The organism is Pseudomonas sp. GL_139_B (genome assembly GCF_057834475.1).
The window spans coordinates 4,982,310-5,001,071 of record NZ_CM174403.1; the positions used below are offsets into that span (position 1 = coordinate 4,982,310).

An 18,762-nucleotide genomic window follows, 5' to 3' on the forward strand; every position below is an offset into this window, starting at 1 on the left:
GCCTGCAGGGCGCGGCCTTCGAGAGTACATTCCCATGAACCCGGGCCTGTATGCGCGCACCCCGAACCTGACGACCATGGATAGTCGGGGTTTGCCGATCCGCCAGATCGCGTACTTGCGCAAAGTCGTCGGCGGCACGCGGGAAACCCTGATCACCCGACAACGGTATGACGCGGCCGGGCGCCTGCTCAAACAAACAGACCCGCGGCTGTTCGGGCTCCCCCCTAACCTGAACACGGTCTACACCCTTTCCGGCGAACCGTTGAAGGTCGATTCCGTGGATGCCGGCTGGCGGTTAAGCCTGGCCGGACCGGCCGGGGAGGCGCTGCAACGCTGGGACCAGCGCGGCAGTCACTGGCGCACCCGATACGACCACTTGCTGCGTCCGGTCGCGATTGAAGAGAACGCCCAGCCGAACGTCGAAACCTTTGCTTATGCCGATGCCTCGGCCGACCCTGATTTCAACCTGCGTTGCCACCTGACCGAACAACTCGACCGCGCCGGCACCTTGAGTGTCGACAGCTATGGCCTGCTGGGGCAGCCGCTGCGTGAAACGCGAACCCTGGTCGAAGGCACGCCCTATCGCAGCAGCCGCACGTTCAGTCCGCTCGGTGTGGTGCTGGGCCAGACCGATGCCGGGGAACACCAGCAACAGTTGCGCTACGACGTCGGCGGCCAACTCCAGCAGGTTGAGCTGCGGCTAAAAGGCAGCCCGACCTGGCAGCCGGTATTGAAAGCGGCGCAGTTCGACGCCGCCGGCCTGATCATTGAACAACGCGCCGGCAACGATGTGCTCAGCACCTGGACCTACGACCCGGCCGATGGGCGCCTGACCCGCCAACGCAGCCAGAAAAACGCCGGGGCGGCGCTGCAACACCTCGACTATTTCTACGACCGTGTCGGCAACATCACCCGTATCGAAGACCGCCTGTTCCCGCCGATCCACTTCGCCAACCAGAGAATCGACGGTCACCGCGATTTCACCTATGACTCGCTGTACCGGCTGACCCGTGCCAGCGGTTACGACGATGCCCCACCGTCGGATATTCCGGGCCGGCCGCTGCCCGGCGACTCAAGCAATCGGCTCAACTACCAGCAAGACTATGAGTACGATCATGGCGGCAACCTGATCACGTTGCGTCATGTCCGTAATGGCGCCGCGCATACCCGCGAGATGTTCATCGACCCTGGCAGCAACCGTGGCGTGCGCTGGAGAGAGGGAGATCCTGCACCGGTTTTTTCCGAGCTGTTCGACTGCCACGGCAACCTTCAGCAATTGCAACCGGGCAACGCCTTGCAGTGGAACAGCCTCGATGAGCTGGCATCCGTCACGCGGGTCAAACGCGACAATGGCCCCGACGACCAGGAACTCTACCGCTACAGCCAGGGCGTGCGCGTGGTCAAGCGGCATGAAACCCACACCTCCTCGCTCAGCCATTTTCACCAGGTGGTCTACCTGCCGGGACTGGAAATCCGCAGCCGCGACAACGGCGAAGAACTGCACGTGATCACCCTGCCCGTCGGGCACGGCAGCGTGCGTTGCCTGCACTGGGTCAGCGGCAAACCTGGCGGCATCGAGGCCGATCAATTGCGCTACAGCCTGGAAGACCATTTGGGCTCCTGTGTCATGGAACTCGACCGGCAAGCGCAAGTGATCAGCCACGAAGGTTATTACCCCTTCGGCGCCACGGCCTGGCTGGCGGCGGGCAATCAAGTCGATGCCGACTACAAAACCATCCGTTATTCGGGCAAGGAAATGGATGACAGCGGCCTGTATTACTACGGCGCGCGTTACTGCGCACCGTGGTTGCAGCGCTGGATCAGTGCTGACCCGGCAGGGGATGTGGATGGGTTGAATCTGTATGCGATGGTCGGCAACAACCCGCTTCTGTACGTCGACAAATCAGGCACATTCAAAGCCGTATTTGAACTGGGCCGAGATTTCGTAGGCGTACTCGGTAAAGCCAAGAATGCTGCCGATCAGATACACAGCCTCGCCACTGAATTCGACGGCCTTATTCCCGAAAGCGCCGACATTGCCGAGGTTCGCCAGAGCATGACGCTGGGTAAATTCCTTCGGTCCAAACATGGCGTCAAATCAATATTGAAAGGCGCGATTGCCGGTACCACCGTGGCCTCGGCACTCGGGAGCGTCGTACCCGGTATCGGCACCGGCATTGGCGCGGCAGTCGGCATGGTGGTCGGCGCCATCGCGATGCCGTTGCTGCGGTATTACTTTTTCAAGAAAGGTTTGAAGCTGGCGCAGACGCTACATACCCAAGAAATCAAAAATGGCTTGGGCACGGCTGTCGACACCACGAACAAAGTCATTGAGAGAGCACAAAGTATTGTCAGCGGTGGCCGAGAGGCCATCGACAAAATCAAACAGTTCGCGGACAGCATCACGAGCTACCCGCTGCCAATTCAAGACATGTTCTACAAACAACTGGGAGAGCTTGGCTGCGAAGCACAACGCCAGGCCATGAAACTGCTCAATACCGGCATGGAACCGTTTGAGGCAATCAGTCAAACGCTGGAAATGGCGAAGGCCGTCGTTGAGCAATCCAGTGAAGCTGACGGTGCCAATCAGCGGTTGGCGGAACTGAGCCAGGTCGCAAATACGATGGAGAGACCCATCCCAAAACCCAGAAAACTAATACAGCGGTTGCATAAAACTGTCTCTGAGTCAGCCGCATGAACCGGCGCAACGGCGAGCCTGAAAAATGAACACGAACCCGGACTATCGTACCCCCGTAGTCATTGCCCATGAGCCGCGCGGGTTGCCCGTTCGCCAAGTGGCCTACCTGCGCCAGAACGGCCTGCTGGAAGCGCTGATAACCCGCCATCACTTTGACGGGTTCGCGCATTTGGTGGCGCAGTGGGACCCGCGTCTGTTCGAAAAGGTGCCGAACCTGACCACGGTTTACCGACTCTCCGGTGAACCGGTCAAAGTCGTCAGCGTCGATGCCGGCTGGCGCCTGAGCCTGGCTGGGGTGGCCGGGCAGATTCTTCAGCGCTGGGATGAGCGAGGCAGCCACTGGCGCACCTCCTACGACAACCAGTTGCGCATTGTCGCCGCAGAAGAGAGCGTTCACGGCACTGTCGAAACCTTCACCTATGCCGATGCCTGGGCCAACCCCGAGCACAACCTGCGCGGCCAACTGATCAGGCAAGTCGATCCCTGCGCCGTGCTCGAATTCAGCAGTTTCAGCCTGCACGGCCAACCATTGCGCGACAGCCGCACGCTCAGAGAAGTCGGCACCTTTTCCCGTCATCAGACCTATAGCCCGCTCGGTGCGGTGCTGACCCAGACCGATGCGGGTGAGCATCAACAACAGATGCATTACGACATCGCCGGCCAATTGAAACAGGTTCACCTGAAACTCAAATCCACAGGGACCTGGCAGCCCGTTCTGGCAAACACCCGGTATAACGCCGCCAGCAAGATCATCGAGCAACAGGCCGGCAACAACGTGGTCAGCACCTGGACTTACGATAAGGCCGATGGTCGTCTCGATACCCTGACCGCAGGTGTGCCAGGCCAGAACCTGCTCCAGCACTTTCAGTACGGTTATGACCGGGTCGGTAACCTGTTACGCATCGACGATCTCGCGTTTAAACCGGTCTACTTCAAAAACCAGCTCATCGATGGTCATCGTGCTTTTACTTATGACTCGCTGTATCAACTGACCAGCGCCACGGGCCATGACGCCACCTCGCCCTCAGACCTGCCGGGGCGCCCTTCGCCGAGCGATCCCAACAATCACCTCAACTACACACAGAACTACACGTACGATTCTGGCGGTAACCTGATCATGTTGGTCCATGAGCGTGCGCTGGGCGGTTACACCCAGCGGATGTTCATCGATCCCAACAGCAACCGTGGCGTGCGCTGGAAAGAAGGAGATCCCGTCCCTGATTTCGACAGCTTGTTCGACCGCCATGGCAACCTGATCGCCTCGACCCCGGGAGGGCCCCTGCATTGGAACAGCCGCGATCAACTGGCCGCAGCGACACTGGTTGCGCGTGCCGGCGCGCTCAACGATGAAGAAACCTTTCGCTACAGCCAAGGCACGCGCGTCTACAAACGCCACGAAACCCAAACGTCCACAACGACCCATTTTCACCAGGTGATTTACCTGCCGGGGCTGGAAATCCGCACCCGCGACAACGGCGAAACACTGCACGTCATCACCCTGCCGGGAGGTCGTGGCAGCGTGCGTTGCCTGCATTGGGTCAGCAGAAAACCCGACGGTATCGACCAGGATCAACTGCGCTACAGCCTCGACGATCACTTGGGTTCCAGCCTCATGGAACTCGATCAAAACGCCCGACTGATCACCCACGAAGGCTATTACCCGTTTGGCGGCACCGCCTGGCTGGCGGCGGTTTCAGCAGTGGAGGTCAGCTACAAAACCGTCCGCTATTCGGGCAAGGAAATGGACGAATGCGGGCTTTATTACTACGGTGCTCGTTACTACGCGCCGTGGTTGCAGCGGTGGGTGAGTGTCGATCCGGAATGGGATGTGGACGGGTTGAATCTCTATGCGTTTGTGACGAACAACCCGATGCGCTATGTCGATAGCAGCGGTACGAAAAAGGAAGACGCTGCAAAACAACAGATCATCGACGCGTCAAACACACTGTCGGCCGTCAACAGCGAAATGAAGAAACTCAATTATCAACTCTACAATCTCACTCGAACCCGTGACATCTACAAAACGGCGGGCAAAAAACTACTCTATAGCGTGGCTTCGTTTGCCGTCACGTTTCATGCGGGGGCGGCTGGAGCGACAGTCGGCACAGGCATCGGCAGCCTGACGGGCCCGGCGGCACCGGTTGCGGTGCCGATTGCAGCGGCTGTTGGAGGGATTTTTGCCGCCGAAGCGGCCGCCAAATTCATGGACAAAGTCGGCGAGGAAACTGGGCTGGGTTACACCATCACCCCGGATCCGTCAGCGCTTTCGGTAAAAAACCTGAAAAGCAAATCCCGCGCCGAGCCTTTCAGCGTTAAAGCGGTGGCACAAAGCTTCAGCCCGGAGAACTCCGCAGGCTTGACAAAAACAGCCATCGAAACCACCGCCCGAGTCATTGGCAAACACCTCAAAGTGCCTTACCTCAAACAAACCCTGGCCATCGCCCGTCAGGCGTCCCAGCTGACCGAAGCGCTCAATGATTCCCTTGGCCAAGGCGATCTCGACAGAATCACGTCCAATCTCGACGCGCTGGACACTTATCTCAATGGCGTAGAAGCACAGGTCAACGACGCCCTTGAAACGCAGGCAGGCGCGGCCGTCAGCGATGACAGGCTGATCGGCGCCCTCAACATGCCGATGCACTCGGGTGCTCTCGACAGGTCGAGCCTTGAGCAAGCCTTTAAAGTGGCACGAAGCGGGATCAAGCAAGCCAGAAACCTGGTCGGAAGAGTCTCTCAGCACCTTATGGAAAAAAGAGCCGCCTGAGGGCCTGCGCCACGGCGTCGGGCCCTGAATTTTCGGCGCGACTCCATGTTATGGTGCGCGCCCCTACTGCTGATTGTTTCGGACACCATGCTTGCTCGTTCGCGCGCGTTACGCCTGACGCTGTACACCTTGTTGATCATCGCCGGCGCCGCGCTGGCGGCGGGTTTCGCCATGCGTCACACCGAACGCCAGGCCCTGGTCGAAGATGCCGCGCGCGCCAATCAGCAACTGGCGCTGTACGCCAACTCCCTGCACACCCTGATCGATCGCTACCGCGCCCTGCCCGCCGTGCTTGCGCTGGACCCGGAGTTGCGCGCCGCCCTCAACGGCACAGTGTCGCCTGAGCAACAGGACGCACTGAATCGCAAACTGGAAATAATCAACGGCGCGGCGCAATCCTCGACCCTCGAACTGCTCGACCGCACCGGCCTCGCCGTGGCTGCCAGCAACTGGCGGTTGCCCAGCAGCTATGTCGGTCACAACTACGGCTTTCGTCCGTACTTCAGTGAGACACGCACCCAAGGCACCGGGCGTTTTTATGCGGTGGGCGTGACCAGCGGCATTCCGGGGTATTTTTTGTCCAACGCGGTCACCGGCGACAACGGCGAGTTTCTCGGCGCGATGGTGGTCAAGCTCGAGTTTCCGGAACTGGAGCGCGAATGGCGCCAGGGCAGCGACACACTGCTGGTCAGCGATGCACGCGGGATCATCTTCATCGCCAACCAGCCGGGCTGGCGCTATCGACTGTTGCAACCGTTGAGCGACAGCGATCACGCCGCGCTCAAGGCCACCCGCCAATACGACAAACAACCGCTGACACCGCTGGATTATCAAACACTGCAGCACTTCGACGACAACAGTGATCTGAGGCGCGTTGCGGGCCCCGACGGGACGGCTGATTACCTGTGGGAGTCGCTGCCGCTGGCCAGTGAAGGCTGGACCCTGCATTTGCTGCGCCGCCCGCAAGTCGCCTTCGAAGACAGCCGCAATGCCGCGCTCGCCGCTGCCGGGCTGTGGCTGGCGCTAGTGTTTCTGTTGCTGTTCCTCAATCAACGCTGGCGCCTGGCCAAAATGCGTCAGCGCAGCCGCGAAGAACTTGAACGACTGGTAGAGGAGCGCACCCGCGATTTGCGCACCGCTCAAGACGGTCTGGTGCAATCGGCCAAACTCGCGGCCCTCGGGCAGATGTCGGCCGCCCTCGCTCATGAAATCAACCAGCCACTGACCGCCCAGCGCATGCAGCTTGCTACTCTGAGGCTGCTGCTCGATCACGGTCGGGTCGACGACGCCTACAAGGCGCTCAGGCCGGTGGATGAGATGCTGACGCGCATGGCGGCCCTCACAGGCCACCTGAAAACCTTCGCCCGCAAGAGCCCCAGCGGTCTGCGCGAACGGCTGGATCTGGCGGCAGTGGTGGACCAATCGCTGCACTTGCTCGACGCGCGTCTGCGTGATGAACAGGTCAGCACCGTGCTGCACCTGACCCGCCCGGCATGGGTGCGCGGCGATGCGATTCGTCTGGAACAGGTGCTGATCAATCTGCTGCGCAATGCCCTCGATGCCATGCACGACAAGCCCTGCAAACGTCTGGAAATCCGCCTCGAAGCCGACGAACAATTGTGGCGCCTGACGGTCAGCGACAACGGTGGTGGCATTGCCGAAGAACATCTGCCGAATGTGTTCGACCCGTTTTTCACCACCAAACCGGTGGGTGATGGCCTGGGTCTGGGACTGGCGGTATCGTTTGCCATCGTTCACGAATCGGGCGGACGCCTGAGTGCCGACAATGGTGAAACCGGCGCCGTGTTTACCCTGACCTTGCCCATCGATCTGGAGGCGCCTGTCGCATGCTGAATTCAGTAATGGTGGTCGACGACGAAAGCAGCATCCGTAGCGCCGTCGAACAATGGTTGAGCCTGTCGGGATTTGAGGTGCAGTTATTCAGCCGCGCCGATGAGTGCCTGGCGCAATTGCCCGCGCACTTTCCCGGCGTGATCCTCAGCGACGTGCGCATGCCTGGCAGGACCGGGCTGGAGTTGCTGGCTGAAGTTCAGCGCCGCGATGCTGACTTGCCGGTGATTTTGCTGACCGGACACGGCGATGTGCCGATGGCAGTCGAAGCGATGCGCGATGGCGCGTATGACTTTCTGGAGAAACCCTTCAGCCCGCAAACCCTGCTAAACAGTCTGCGCAGGGCGTTGGACAAGCGTCGGCTGGTATTGGAAAACCGTGCCCTGCACGAACAGGCCGACAACCGCGCCAAACTCGATGCCACTTTGCTCGGCGTGTCCCGTGGTTTACAGACGCTGCGCCGACAGGTGCTGGACCTGGCGACGTTGCCGGTCAACGTGTTGATCCGTGGCGAAACAGGTAGCGGCAAGGAGCTGGTTGCGCGTTGCCTGCATGACTTCGGGCCGCGTGCCGAAAAGCCGTTTGTGGCGCTCAACTGCGCGGCGATTCCCGAGCAGTTGTTCGAGGCCGAGTTGTTCGGCCACGAGAGCGGCGCGTTCACCGGCGCCCAGGGCAAACGCATCGGCAAGCTTGAATATGCCGACGGCGGCACGCTGTTTCTCGATGAGATTGAAAGCATGCCGCTGGCTCAGCAAGTGAAATTGCTGCGGGTGTTGCAGGAGCAGAAGCTTGAGCGACTCGGTTCGAACCAGAGCATTCGCGTGGACTTGCGGATCATCGCCGCGACCAAACCTGATTTGCTGGATGAAGCACGGGCCGGGCGTTTTCGTGAGGATTTGGCTTACCGGTTGAACGTGGCCGAGTTGCGTCTGCCGCCGTTGCGTGATCGGCGCGAGGACATTCCGTTGTTGTTCGAGTCGTTTGCCCAGCATGCCGCCGAGCGTTTGGGTCGGACCTTTCCACCGTTGACCGGCCCGCAACTTAGCCATCTGCTGAGCCACGACTGGCCCGGCAATGTGCGCGAACTGGCGAACGTCGCCGAGCGGCAAGTGCTGGGGTTGAGTGAACCAGAACCGGCGGGAATTGATCCCGGGCAGTCGCTGGCGGCGCAACAGGAAGCGTTTGAAGCACATTGTTTGCGTGCGGCGTTGACCCGGCACAAGGGCGATGTGAAAGGGGTACTTGAAGAGCTGCAACTGCCACGCCGCACCTTCAATGAAAAAATGCAGCGGCATGGGTTGAGTCGGGAGATGTTCTTGCAAGACAGCTGATTTATTGGTGCCTGATATGGCCTCTTCGCTGGCAAGCCAGCTCCTACATTTGCACGGTATACACATTACCCTGCAGGAGTTGGCTTGCCAGCGAAGAGGCCGGCACAGGCAACGCAAAAAACGACTCTGTAAGCAATTTTCCGCTCACCCCCAATTCAGCATAAGCGGATTTCCGCTCACCAAACCTTCCAACCCCCTCTAAACCGCCCCTCTGCCTCTTGGCACACCTCCTGCTATAGCCCTCACAGGCTGCGTTTAACCGCGCTCCATAAAAACAATCAGATGAAGGATCCTTCAATGGATAACTCCAACGCCCTGCCCCTTGGGTCGGCTGCCGTGCCCGCCAAAGAAAGAACCACCTCCAGCCGCATCAAGTCGATCTTCAGCGGCTCGGTCGGCAACATGGTCGAGTGGTATGACTGGTACGTTTATGCCGCCTTTTCCCTGTACTTCGCCAAGGCCTTTTTCCCCAAAGGCGACACCACCGCCCAACTGCTGAACACCGCCGCGATCTTCGCCGTGGGCTTCCTGATGCGCCCGATCGGTGGCTGGCTGATGGGCCTGTACGCCGACAAGGTCGGGCGCAAAAAGGCCCTGATGGCCTCGGTCTACCTGATGTGCTTCGGCTCGCTGCTGATCGCCCTGAGCCCGGGCTATGAAACCATCGGCATCGGCGCACCGATCCTGCTGGTGTTCGCTCGCCTGCTGCAAGGTTTGTCGGTCGGGGGTGAGTACGGCACTTCAGCGACCTATCTCAGCGAGATGGCAACCAAGGAACGTCGCGGTTTCTACTCCAGCTTCCAGTACGTGACGCTGATCTCCGGTCAACTCATAGCCCTGGCGGTACTGATCGTATTGCAACAAGTACTGACCACTGAAGAACTGTACGCCTGGGGCTGGCGCATCCCGTTCGCCATCGGCGCACTGTGTGCCGTAGTTGCGCTGTACCTGCGTCGCGGCATGGAAGAAACCGAGTCGTTCACCAAGAAAGAAAAGGCCAAGGAAAGCGCGATGCGCACCTTGATGCGCCATCCCAAGGAACTGATGACCGTGGTCGGCCTGACCATGGGCGGCACGCTGGCGTTCTACACCTACACCACCTACATGCAGAAATATCTGGTGAACACCGTCGGCATGAGCATCTCCGACTCCACCACGATTTCCGCCGCCACGCTGTTCCTGTTCATGTGCCTGCAACCGATTATCGGCGGGCTATCGGATAAAATCGGTCGTCGGCCGATCCTGATTGCCTTCGGTGTCCTCGGAACGCTGTTCACCGTACCAATCCTCACCACGCTCCACACCATCACCACTTGGTGGGGCGCGTTCTTCCTGATCATGGCGGCGTTGATCATCGTCAGCGGCTATACGTCGATCAACGCAGTGGTGAAAGCCGAACTGTTCCCGACTGAAATCCGTGCTCTGGGCGTTGGCCTGCCGTATGCGCTGACCGTGTCGATCTTCGGCGGTACCGCTGAATACATTGCACTGTGGTTCAAGAGCATTGGCATGGAAACCGGGTACTACTGGTATGTCACGGCGTGTATTGCTGTGTCGTTGTTGGTGTACGTGACCATGAAAGATACCCGCAAGCATTCGCGGATCGAGACGGACTGACCTTTAGTTCAAGGTAGGCTGTACTGGCCCCATCGCGAGCAGGCTCGCTCCCACATTGGATTGGTGTACACCGGCCCCTTGTGGGAGCGAGCCTGCTCGCGATTGCGAACGGACATTCAACATCGATATCGACTGATACCCCCTCATCATTTGGACCGCTTCGCTGGAAATTATCGGCAGGTCCTTGCACCATGGCCGTCTCACGAGCGCTCCTGGATTGCACCTCATGCCTGACGACATCCATTTCTACGAACCCGCCAACGGCCACGGCCTGCCCCACGACCCGTTCAATGCCATCGTCGGACCACGCCCCATTGGCTGGATTTCCTCGCAGGATGCCAACGGCCACTTGAACCTGGCGCCGTACAGCTTCTTCAACGCGTTCAATTACATTCCGCCGATCATTGGTTTTGCAAGCGTCGGGCGCAAAGACAGCCTGAACAACATCGAGCAAACCGGCGAGTTCGCCTGGAACCTCGCCACTCGCCCATTGGCCGAGCAGATGAACCAGAGCTGCGCGATGGTCGGGCCGCAGGTCAACGAGTTCGAACTGTCCGGACTGACGCCTGTTGCCTCGAAAATCATTCAGGTGCCACGGGTAGCTGAAAGCCCGGTGTCCTTCGAATGCAAAGTCACGCAGATCATTCAGTTGCAGCGCGCGGACGGGAATGTGGTGCCGAGCTGGCTGATTCTCGGCGAAGTGGTCGCCGTGCATATCGCCAAATGGCTATTGAAGGATGGGGTCTACGACACCGCCGCGGCAGAACCGATTCTGCGCGGCGGTGGGCCAGCGGATTATTTTCAGCTGGGGCCGGAGGCGTTGTTCAAGATGTATCGCCCTGGGGCGAGCAGGTAAATCACCAAAGCAGATCGGTGTTTTCCTTGACGTCTTTGAGGCGGGTCAGTTCTTTGGCTGCTGCTTCATCGGCTTCATGCGCGGTCTTGAAAGTACGGTCTTCAAGGACTTTGTGGAATCGCGGTGCGCCTGCACCACCCAAGGCTTTGACGGCGATGGCGGCGTGGTAACCGCCCTCACCCGGTACTACAGCGGAAACGGCTTCGAAGTGATCAAAGGCTTTACGTGCCATGTCGCGGATCCTGGCTGATTGAGAATGGCCTCATTAAACCCTCAACCCGCCATTTTGTGTACCCACGACTGGGTCTGACCCAACGCTTCGGCGGCCGATACCTCCTTGAAGGTATGAAAATCCAGGCTGTTGACCACCAGGTCCTGCAGCAATTCGGCAAACACTTCCATCGCCGGGGTGCTGAAGTACGCGGTCATGGCCTGCTGGTTCACCCAGAAACCGGACACCAGCCACAACTCGGGATCGCATTGCGACTGTTGCAGGGCAAAGTTCAAGCAACCCGGTGCATTGCGCGACGGCTCGATCAGGGCGCTCAGGCGCACACCGAGTTCCACCGAACGCCCGGCGTGGGCACGGACAAAAGCCATATGGCTGACGGGGATCTGCGTAGACATGTTCAACCCTCCCAGGTACTCGAGTGGCAGCCGTGGGACGGGCTGCGACAGGATCCGAGGTTAAGCGCACAGGTTCCAGCGCGGTTAGTCGATTCCTGCCGGTGTGTTGCACAATCCTGCGCGACCTCTGAAAAAACTGTAACCACGGAAAATCGCTTTCAAGCCAATGAAACAGGGCTTTCAAGCAAGTTTTCCTTGTGCGGCCCCGCCGTAGAGGCACCGTTAATCCACTCCGTGCAGAATCAGGCAAGGTTGAGGCAGGATGTGTCTACCGCATTGGCTTGCACAAACTTAAGCTCGGCTCATAACCCACGCCTCACCGAGGATGCCTTGCATGTCGTCGCTCGATCATTTTCAAGCCCCGCTGGACGCCGACATGGAGAAACAGCGCGCAGAACTGGCCGCGATCATCCGCCGCAATACGCAGGAGGATGGCAATTATGCGACGGCCGTCGGTTCGCTCTTCATGTCACGCCATAGCCAGTCTCATGAATTTACCCCGGGGCTCGCCCAACCGGCGCTGTGCATCATGGCCCAGGGGCGCAAAGAGGTCAGGCTGGCCGATGAGCACTTTAACTACGACCCGCTGAATTACCTGGTGGTGTCGGTCTCGATGCCGCTGAGCGGGCGGGTGGTGAACGTCTCGCCCGAAGCACCGATCCTTGCGGTGCGGCTGGACATCGACCCGGCGGAAATCAGCGCGCTGATTGCCGATGCCGGCCCCTTGGGCGTACCAACCCGCCCCACCGGTCGTGGCTTGTACGTCGAGCGGATCGACACAGCGATGCTCGACGCGGTGCTGCGTCTGGCGCGCTTGCTGGACACCCCGAAAGACATCGCCATGCTCGCGCCGCTGATTCGCCGGGAAATTCTGTACCGGTTGCTACGCAGTCCGCAGGGGCATCGGCTGTATGAAATTGCGATCGCCAACAGCCAGAGCCATCGCATCAGCCAGGCGATCAAGTGGCTCAACGGCAACTATGAGCAACCGCTGCGTATCGATGATCTGGCGAAGGAAGTGAACCTGAGCGTGTCGACGTTGCATCACCGTTTCAAGGCGATGACGGCGATGAGTCCGTTGCAGTATCAGAAGCAGTTGCGGTTGCAGGAAGCGCGGCGGTTGATGCTGGCCGAAGGATTGGAGGCTTCGGCGGCGGGGTATCGGGTGGGGTATGAAAGCCCTTCGCAGTTCAGCCGCGAGTACAGCCGGTTGTTCGGGGCGCCGCCGTTGCGGGATTTGGCGCGGTTGCGGTTGTCAGTCTGATCCGGAACTGGTCATTTGCCGAACCCGTCACTGGAGCCCAATTGAGCGTTTTATAGAGGCCGGTTTTTTCCGAACGGCCATAATCCCGCCGAAAAAATCAATCCGTTTACTATGGATCGCAAGGCATGGAGATATTGCTGTATCTCCAGATACCTGCCCCCTTATTTACAACAGAGAAAAATATGCCGGCAGTCGTGTTTGAAGGAAGCAGGTTCAGCAGATCCATTGACAATACAAATGTTGAAGACATTAAAAACGTAAAGACTCTCGCGAAGACTATCGCTTGGGACAAGATCAAAGACTGGTTCTGTGATACGCATATAGAAAAAGCAAAGGTTGCCCTGTACGACCTGTACTGCGGGACAAGCGACGACGTGCAGCTCGCCGGCTTCAATACACTCTACACGTTAGTTGCGGCTACCTTCCGATGCGAATTTGATTACGAAGTTCGGAATGAGAGCTCGGTGGAAATCGCTATAGGTAAAATAGGTATTTCACAAACATTTCAACTACCCACGGACACACCAACAGCTGAAATAGTGGACTCTATCAAGACAGTGCGTGCTGATCAGGATGCTGACGAATGCCTCGCCCAACTAGAGACCGACGCCGATCGTTTAAGCCTCTGCTTCCACAACAACGGCGAGACCTACCGCTATAGCCCAGAGGACGGAGTGGATAGTAAGCTGAAAAAAGAGTCGGTAAAAAAATTTGCTGATGAATGCACTCTCTACCAGCAACGCTGGCTAGGCATGCTGGCTAGCCAGATGGGCATACTTGATTTGATTGGAATTTCAAATAAACATGATCCAAGTGTTGTAAGCGCGGCAAACAAAGATAACAGGGATATACATATTTATAGGCTGCCTTCCGGCCATATCCGAGTCGACATTTTTTACAAAACGGATTTTCCACTCGACGAGGCCGGCAACACTACTTGGCTGAATATGAAGACTCAGTTAAACGCGTACGATACTTTCACCCTGACAGCGACGTTTATCATCGGCCGAGATCACACTGTTTGTCTCCAAGCCGACTGTAAAGGGGAACACTGGGGTGCGGCCGTAAAAACCGAATGCAGCAGCCGAGCATCTCCGCAGGGTATTGACTGGGCCGGGATATTCCGGTGGCCCCGGTGATTGGCGGCGGAGACAGCAAGGACCGTAAGGCCCTGGCATGTCGGCACGGCATCCCGCATCACAGCGCGCAACGGGTCTGGCAGTCATCCAGTTGTCACTGAGGTGTGAGTCCTTACCCACAATGCCTGTGGAACTGCCTGTGGATAACCTGAGTGAAAGGGCCTACAGCCCATACAGCGTATGGGCTACACAACGATGGTTGTTTTTTAACCAGACCTTGAGCCCTTCATCTATCCCCTGTGTGCGAGCCGCCTCCAGGCGGCGTTCCGACGATGAGGCCAGTCAGTCAGGCGCCGAGTACTCGGCAAGCCTCAGCCGGCAACGTCACCGACACCGGGTTACCAATGTTCAACCCAAACCCCTGACACGGCGTGCTCAATGCAGTAAACGACACACCCGAACACTCCACGGTGGTTTCAATCGTCGCGCCGATATCACGCACGAACGTCACCTTGCCCAGCAAGCGATTCCCCGCCGTCGCCTGCGGGTGCGACAGTTGCAAGTCTTCCGGGCGAATCAGCATTTTCACTTTTTCGCCAGCCACGATGCTGCTGCAAATCGGCACTTCCAGTGCATCGCCACCCGGCAAACCGACTTTGCCATTGCCCAACGCCGTGGCCGGGAAGATGTTGCCGGAACCAATAAAGTCCGCGACAAATTCGTTGGCCGGGTGCCGGTAGATTTCAATTGGCGTACCGACTTGTTGCACGCGGTGCTCACCCAGTACCACGACGATATCGGCCATGGTCATCGCCTCACGCTGATCGTGGGTCACCATGATCGTGGTGATGTTCAGGCGTTGTTGCAGCTGACGGATTTCCACTTGCATCGACTCGCGCAGCTTGGCGTCCAGCGCCGACAGCGGCTCATCCAGCAGGAGGATTTTTGGTCGCGAAGCAATTGCCCGGGCAATCGCCACGCGCTGACGTTGACCGCCGGAGAGTTTTGCCACCGGGCGATCAATCATTTCCTGCAACTGAATCAGCTCCAGCAATTCCACCACACGCGCCTGCTGATCAGCCTTGCTGACGCCACGCAGTTTCAGCGGATAGGCGATGTTCTCCCCCACCGTCATGTGCGGGAACAGCGCCAGCGATTGAAACACCATGCCGAAATTGCGCTGATGCGCCGGGGTGTGGCCGATGTCTTCACCGTCCAGGCGAATCTCGCCACCGGTCAGGGTTTCGAGGCCGGCAATCATGCGCAGCAACGTGGTTTTGCCACAGCCCGACGGGCCGAGGAAACACACCAGTTTGCCTTCCGGCAAATGCAGGTTTACATCCTTTACCGCGCAGGCCGAGCCGTAATGTTTCTCGACGTTTTCCAGAATCAGACCAGACATGTGAATCACCTCAAGAAATCAGAACGAAACGCCACCTTCACCGACCAGCTTCTCCAGCGCCCAGATCAGGACGAAGTCGATCAGCACGATCAGCACGGCAAACGAGAAAACGGTAGGGTCGAGCGATGACACGGTGCGGCTGTACATCCAGATCGGCACGGTCATGACGTCGATGGTGTAGAGGAAATAGGTCACGGTGAATTCGTTGAACGAGACGATGAACGCCAGCAGCATGCCCGCCAGAATCCCCGACTTCATCAACGGCACTACCACATCGACAATCGCCCGGGTCGGTGAAGCACCGAGCATTTGCGCGGCTTCTTCGACTTCACTGCCGATCGAGAGCATCGCCGCGGTGCAGTTCTTCACCACGAATGGCAACGCCAGGATCACGTGGGCAATCACCAGCCGCGAGGTGGTCATCTGGAACGGCAGGCTGTCGAACACCAGCAGCAACGCCAGCCCCAACACCACCATCGGGAACACTAGAGGCAGCGACATCAGTTGCAGCGCCACGGCTTTGCCACGGAACTCGCAACGGGTCAGCGCATACGACGCAGGCACCGCGATGATCGTGGCGAAAACCATGGTCAGGCACGCGACCATCAGGCTGGTGGTCATCGCTTTGCCGAGGCTCAGCACGTCGCTGGCGTCCGGCGAGACGAAGGTGTGCCAGGCGGCCTTGTACCATTGCAGGCTGTAGCTGCTCGGCGGGAAGTCGAGGTTCGACGAACCGCTGAACGACATCACGATCATGGTCAGGATCGGCAACACCGCCAGCAGCAGGATGAAGCCCGAGAGGATGCCGGCAAACTTGCCGGTTTCGCCCGGCAGCAGGCCATAACGCTTTTTGATCAGGGTGCTCATTGCGAAGCCTCCAGCATGCGCCGACGGCGGCCAGTGATGTATTCGGACAAGGTCATGATCGCCAGCGTGGTCACAATCAGCACCACACCGGCAGCGGACGCGGCAGGCCAGTTCATCAGCGGCGCGATCTGGTCATGGACCATCACCGCCAGCATCGGCACGCGTCGACCCCCGAGCAGCAAAGGCACCACGAAACTGCTCGCGTTGTAGGCAAATACCAACGTCGCGCCGGTAATGATCCCCGGCATGCTCATCGGCAGCACCACTTGACGGAACACCTGAAAGCGACTCGCGCCCAGGGTCGCGGCGGCTTCTTCGTAAGTACGGGCGACGCCGCGCATGGCGCTGGCAATCGGCAACACGGCCAACGGGAACGCAGTTTGCACCAGGCCCATCAGCACGCCGTTCTGGTTGTAGAGCAGCATGATCGGGCGCTTGATCAGACCGAGGCCCATCAGCGCTTGATTGAGCATGCCGCCCGGGCCGAGGATCACCAGCCAGCCGTAGCTTTGCAGCAGCAGGTTGACCAGCAACGGCAACAGCACCGCGGCAAGGAATACCCGGCGCACAAACGGTGAGGTCAGGCGCGACATGGTGTAGGCCACCGGGATCGCCAGGACTACGGCGATCACTGCGCTGATCAGCGCCAGACGCAGGGTCAGCAGCAAGGATTTGAGGTAATACGGTTCGAGCAATTGGGCGTAACTGGCCAGGCTGAACCCGGTCCATTCCGCGCCTTTGGTGCCCACGCTCATGCGCAGGACCAGCAGGCTGGCGGCGATCAGTACACCCAGAAACAGCATCGACGGCGTCAGGAAAAACCAGGCGCGGGTCGTCGGCGAAACACCCCGACGAGCACGCACGGGGGCGACGCTTACCGGATGAGTCAGAGGTTGGTGTTCCATAGCAAGGGTCTCGTCAATGGAAAGCAGCTGACAAACACAGGTCCTTGAAACCACCCTGTTCCCCTTGTGGGAGCGAGCCTGCTCGCGAAAGCGGTGCGTCAGTCACATCGATGTTGGATGTGCCGACGCATTCGCGAGCAGGCTCGCTCCCACAGGGGATTTCAGTGTTCTAAAGACGTGTGGTCGTCACTCGATCAGGAAGAAAAGATTTCCGTGTAGCGACGAATCCATTGGTCATGCACGGTGGCCAGGAAGGCGTTGTCGTGCATGATCGCCTTCTCGGCAATCTGCTCTGGCGTGAGGATGTACGGGCTCTTGCGCGCTTCGGCGGAGATTATCGCCTTGGCGTTGACCGGGCCGTTGTAGATGTCTTCAGCCATCTTGCCCTGCACCAGTGGGTCCAGAGAGTGGTTGATGAAGGCGTACGCCATGTCGGTGTCGCCCGGACGGTTCTTCGGCATGACCGATTGCATCAAGTCGGTGTAGAAACCTTCCTTCATGCCAAAGGTTGCACTCAGGCCGTAGGCCGGATCGCGAATCTGTTTCGGGAAGAAGGCTGGCGCGTACAGGCCGCCCATGTCCAGGGAACCTGTGCGGAACAGCTCGGCGATCTGGTTAGGGTTTTCACCCAGGGTGACCACGCGATCTTTCAGCTCGGCAAGCTTCTTGAAGCCTGGCTCAATGTTGTGTTCGTCACCACCGGCCAGTTTGGCGGCGATGATGATCAGGTCCATGGCCTCGGTCCAGTTTGGTGGCGGCAGGAAGATGTTCGGCGCCAGTTCCGGGTCCCACAGGGCGGCGTAACTGGTCGGGGCTTCTTTCTGGGTGCGAGTGCTATAGACCAGGCTGTTGCACCACAGGAGGTAACCGATACCGTGGCCATTGGCGCCGGTGCGGTATTTTTCCGGTACGTCGACCAGGTTGGGAATGCGGTTGAGGTCAGGTTTTTCCAGCAGGTTGGCAGCGGCCAGACCTTCGGCACCAACGCCTGCCAGGGTGATGATGTCGTACTGCGGACGATCACCGCCGGCCTTGAGTTTGGCGACCATTTCCGAGGTACTGCCGGTGCGGTCAGCGATGACCTTGCAGCCGTACTTGTCTTCGAAGGTCGCAGCGATATTGCGCAGGGCTGCCAGGCCGGTGTCATCGGACCAGGTCAGCAAACGCAGGGTTTTGCCCGCAAAGCGTGTGTCGCTGGCATTAGCCTTGATGAACGGCATGCTCATGGCCGCTGCTGCCACCGAGGCTACGCCCACGGTCTTGATGAATTGACGTCTGTTCAGATCATGCTCGCCCATTACGGACTCCCTTTGTTTTTGTAGGTATGAGGCTGGTCGCAACCGTTGCATCCGCGCGGCCTGACCAGCTTAAAACCCCCGTATTTACGGGGTTCAAGCTGCGCCGACGGGTTCATCCTGAGGTTGTGTAAAACACCTGACTATCGATAAAAACTCATTGAAGCCATGACGCCAGCGCATGCCTCAACAAGAGGCATGCGCTC

Annotated in this window: 14 protein-coding genes and 1 pseudogene; 9 read left to right on the plus strand and 6 right to left on the minus strand. The window is 58.9% G+C overall.

Going from position 1 to position 18,762, the window contains the following annotated elements:
* The first annotated feature begins 34 nt into the window (after positions 1 to 34).
* From AC3ISI_RS22760 to AC3ISI_RS22785, 6 genes are all read left to right on the plus strand, one after another.
* On the plus strand, positions 35 to 2,698 hold the full coding sequence (locus AC3ISI_RS22760) for an RHS repeat-associated core domain-containing protein (protein WP_489333902.1): 2,664 nt from the start codon (positions 35 to 37) through the stop codon (positions 2,696 to 2,698).
* Positions 2,699 to 2,723: 25 nt separating this feature from the next.
* Positions 2,724 to 5,462, plus strand: a complete 2,739-nt coding sequence (locus tag AC3ISI_RS22765) for an RHS repeat domain-containing protein (protein WP_489333903.1) — start codon at positions 2,724 to 2,726, stop codon at positions 5,460 to 5,462.
* A gap of 87 nt (positions 5,463 to 5,549) precedes the next feature.
* Positions 5,550 to 7,316 carry a sensor histidine kinase gene (locus AC3ISI_RS22770; protein WP_489333904.1) on the plus strand — a complete coding sequence of 589 codons (1,767 nt, stop codon included), beginning with the start codon at positions 5,550 to 5,552 and terminating at the stop codon, positions 7,314 to 7,316.
* Positions 7,310 to 8,644, plus strand: coding sequence for a sigma-54-dependent transcriptional regulator (locus AC3ISI_RS22775; protein WP_489333905.1), 1,335 nt, complete (start codon positions 7,310 to 7,312; stop codon positions 8,642 to 8,644). The genes AC3ISI_RS22770 and AC3ISI_RS22775 overlap by 7 nt, the downstream gene beginning before the upstream one ends.
* A gap of 297 nt (positions 8,645 to 8,941) precedes the next feature.
* Positions 8,942 to 10,261, plus strand: a complete 1,320-nt coding sequence (locus AC3ISI_RS22780; RefSeq protein WP_489333907.1) for an MFS transporter — start codon at positions 8,942 to 8,944, stop codon at positions 10,259 to 10,261.
* A 226-nt stretch (positions 10,262 to 10,487) separates the two neighbouring features.
* Positions 10,488 to 11,117 (plus strand): flavin reductase family protein, encoded by a 630-nt coding sequence (locus AC3ISI_RS22785; RefSeq protein ID WP_489333909.1) that lies wholly within the window; start codon positions 10,488 to 10,490, stop codon positions 11,115 to 11,117.
* Between the two features lies 1 nt (position 11,118).
* Here the strand turns inward: AC3ISI_RS22785 and AC3ISI_RS22790 are convergent, their stop codons facing one another.
* Together AC3ISI_RS22790 and AC3ISI_RS22795 are read right to left on the minus strand one after the other, a co-directional pair.
* A complete protein-coding gene (locus AC3ISI_RS22790; RefSeq protein WP_223520321.1) occupies positions 11,119 to 11,349 on the minus strand; it encodes a hypothetical protein in 231 nt (76 codons plus the stop codon).
* A gap of 41 nt (positions 11,350 to 11,390) precedes the next feature.
* Positions 11,391 to 11,744, minus strand: a complete 354-nt coding sequence (locus AC3ISI_RS22795; RefSeq protein ID WP_489333910.1) for a putative quinol monooxygenase — start codon at positions 11,742 to 11,744, stop codon at positions 11,391 to 11,393.
* A 334-nt stretch (positions 11,745 to 12,078) separates the two neighbouring features.
* On the opposite strand from AC3ISI_RS22795, the gene AC3ISI_RS22800 reads away from it, so the two are divergent.
* The 3 genes and pseudogenes from AC3ISI_RS22800 to AC3ISI_RS22810 form a co-directional block, all read left to right on the plus strand.
* On the plus strand, positions 12,079 to 13,008 hold the full coding sequence (locus tag AC3ISI_RS22800; RefSeq protein WP_477794877.1) for an AraC family transcriptional regulator: 930 nt from the start codon (positions 12,079 to 12,081) through the stop codon (positions 13,006 to 13,008).
* A gap of 125 nt (positions 13,009 to 13,133) precedes the next feature.
* Positions 13,134 to 14,147: a hypothetical protein gene (locus tag AC3ISI_RS22805; protein WP_489333911.1), complete on the plus strand. Its 1,014-nt coding sequence runs from the start codon at positions 13,134 to 13,136 to the stop codon at positions 14,145 to 14,147.
* Positions 14,117 to 14,248, plus strand: a pseudogene (locus AC3ISI_RS22810) (histone deacetylase); the annotation flags it as partial. The gene AC3ISI_RS22805 and the pseudogene AC3ISI_RS22810, both read left to right, overlap by 31 nt.
* 185 nt (positions 14,249 to 14,433) lie before the next feature.
* Here AC3ISI_RS22810 and AC3ISI_RS22815 read toward each other — a convergent pair.
* The 4 genes from AC3ISI_RS22815 to AC3ISI_RS22830 form a co-directional block, all read right to left on the minus strand.
* Complete coding sequence (locus AC3ISI_RS22815; RefSeq protein WP_489333912.1) at positions 14,434 to 15,489, minus strand: ABC transporter ATP-binding protein; 1,056 nt, start codon at positions 15,487 to 15,489, stop codon at positions 14,434 to 14,436.
* Between the two features lie 18 nt (positions 15,490 to 15,507).
* Positions 15,508 to 16,356 (minus strand): ABC transporter permease, encoded by an 849-nt coding sequence (locus AC3ISI_RS22820; protein WP_489333913.1) that lies wholly within the window; start codon positions 16,354 to 16,356, stop codon positions 15,508 to 15,510.
* Entirely contained in the window at positions 16,353 to 17,261 is a 909-nt protein-coding gene (locus tag AC3ISI_RS22825; RefSeq protein ID WP_489333914.1) for an ABC transporter permease, read from the minus strand. Before AC3ISI_RS22825 ends, AC3ISI_RS22820 begins: the two co-directional genes overlap by 4 nt.
* 194 nt (positions 17,262 to 17,455) lie before the next feature.
* Positions 17,456 to 18,559, minus strand: coding sequence for an ABC transporter substrate-binding protein (locus tag AC3ISI_RS22830; RefSeq protein ID WP_489333915.1), 1,104 nt, complete (start codon positions 18,557 to 18,559; stop codon positions 17,456 to 17,458).
* Positions 18,560 to 18,762: the final 203 nt, after the last annotated feature.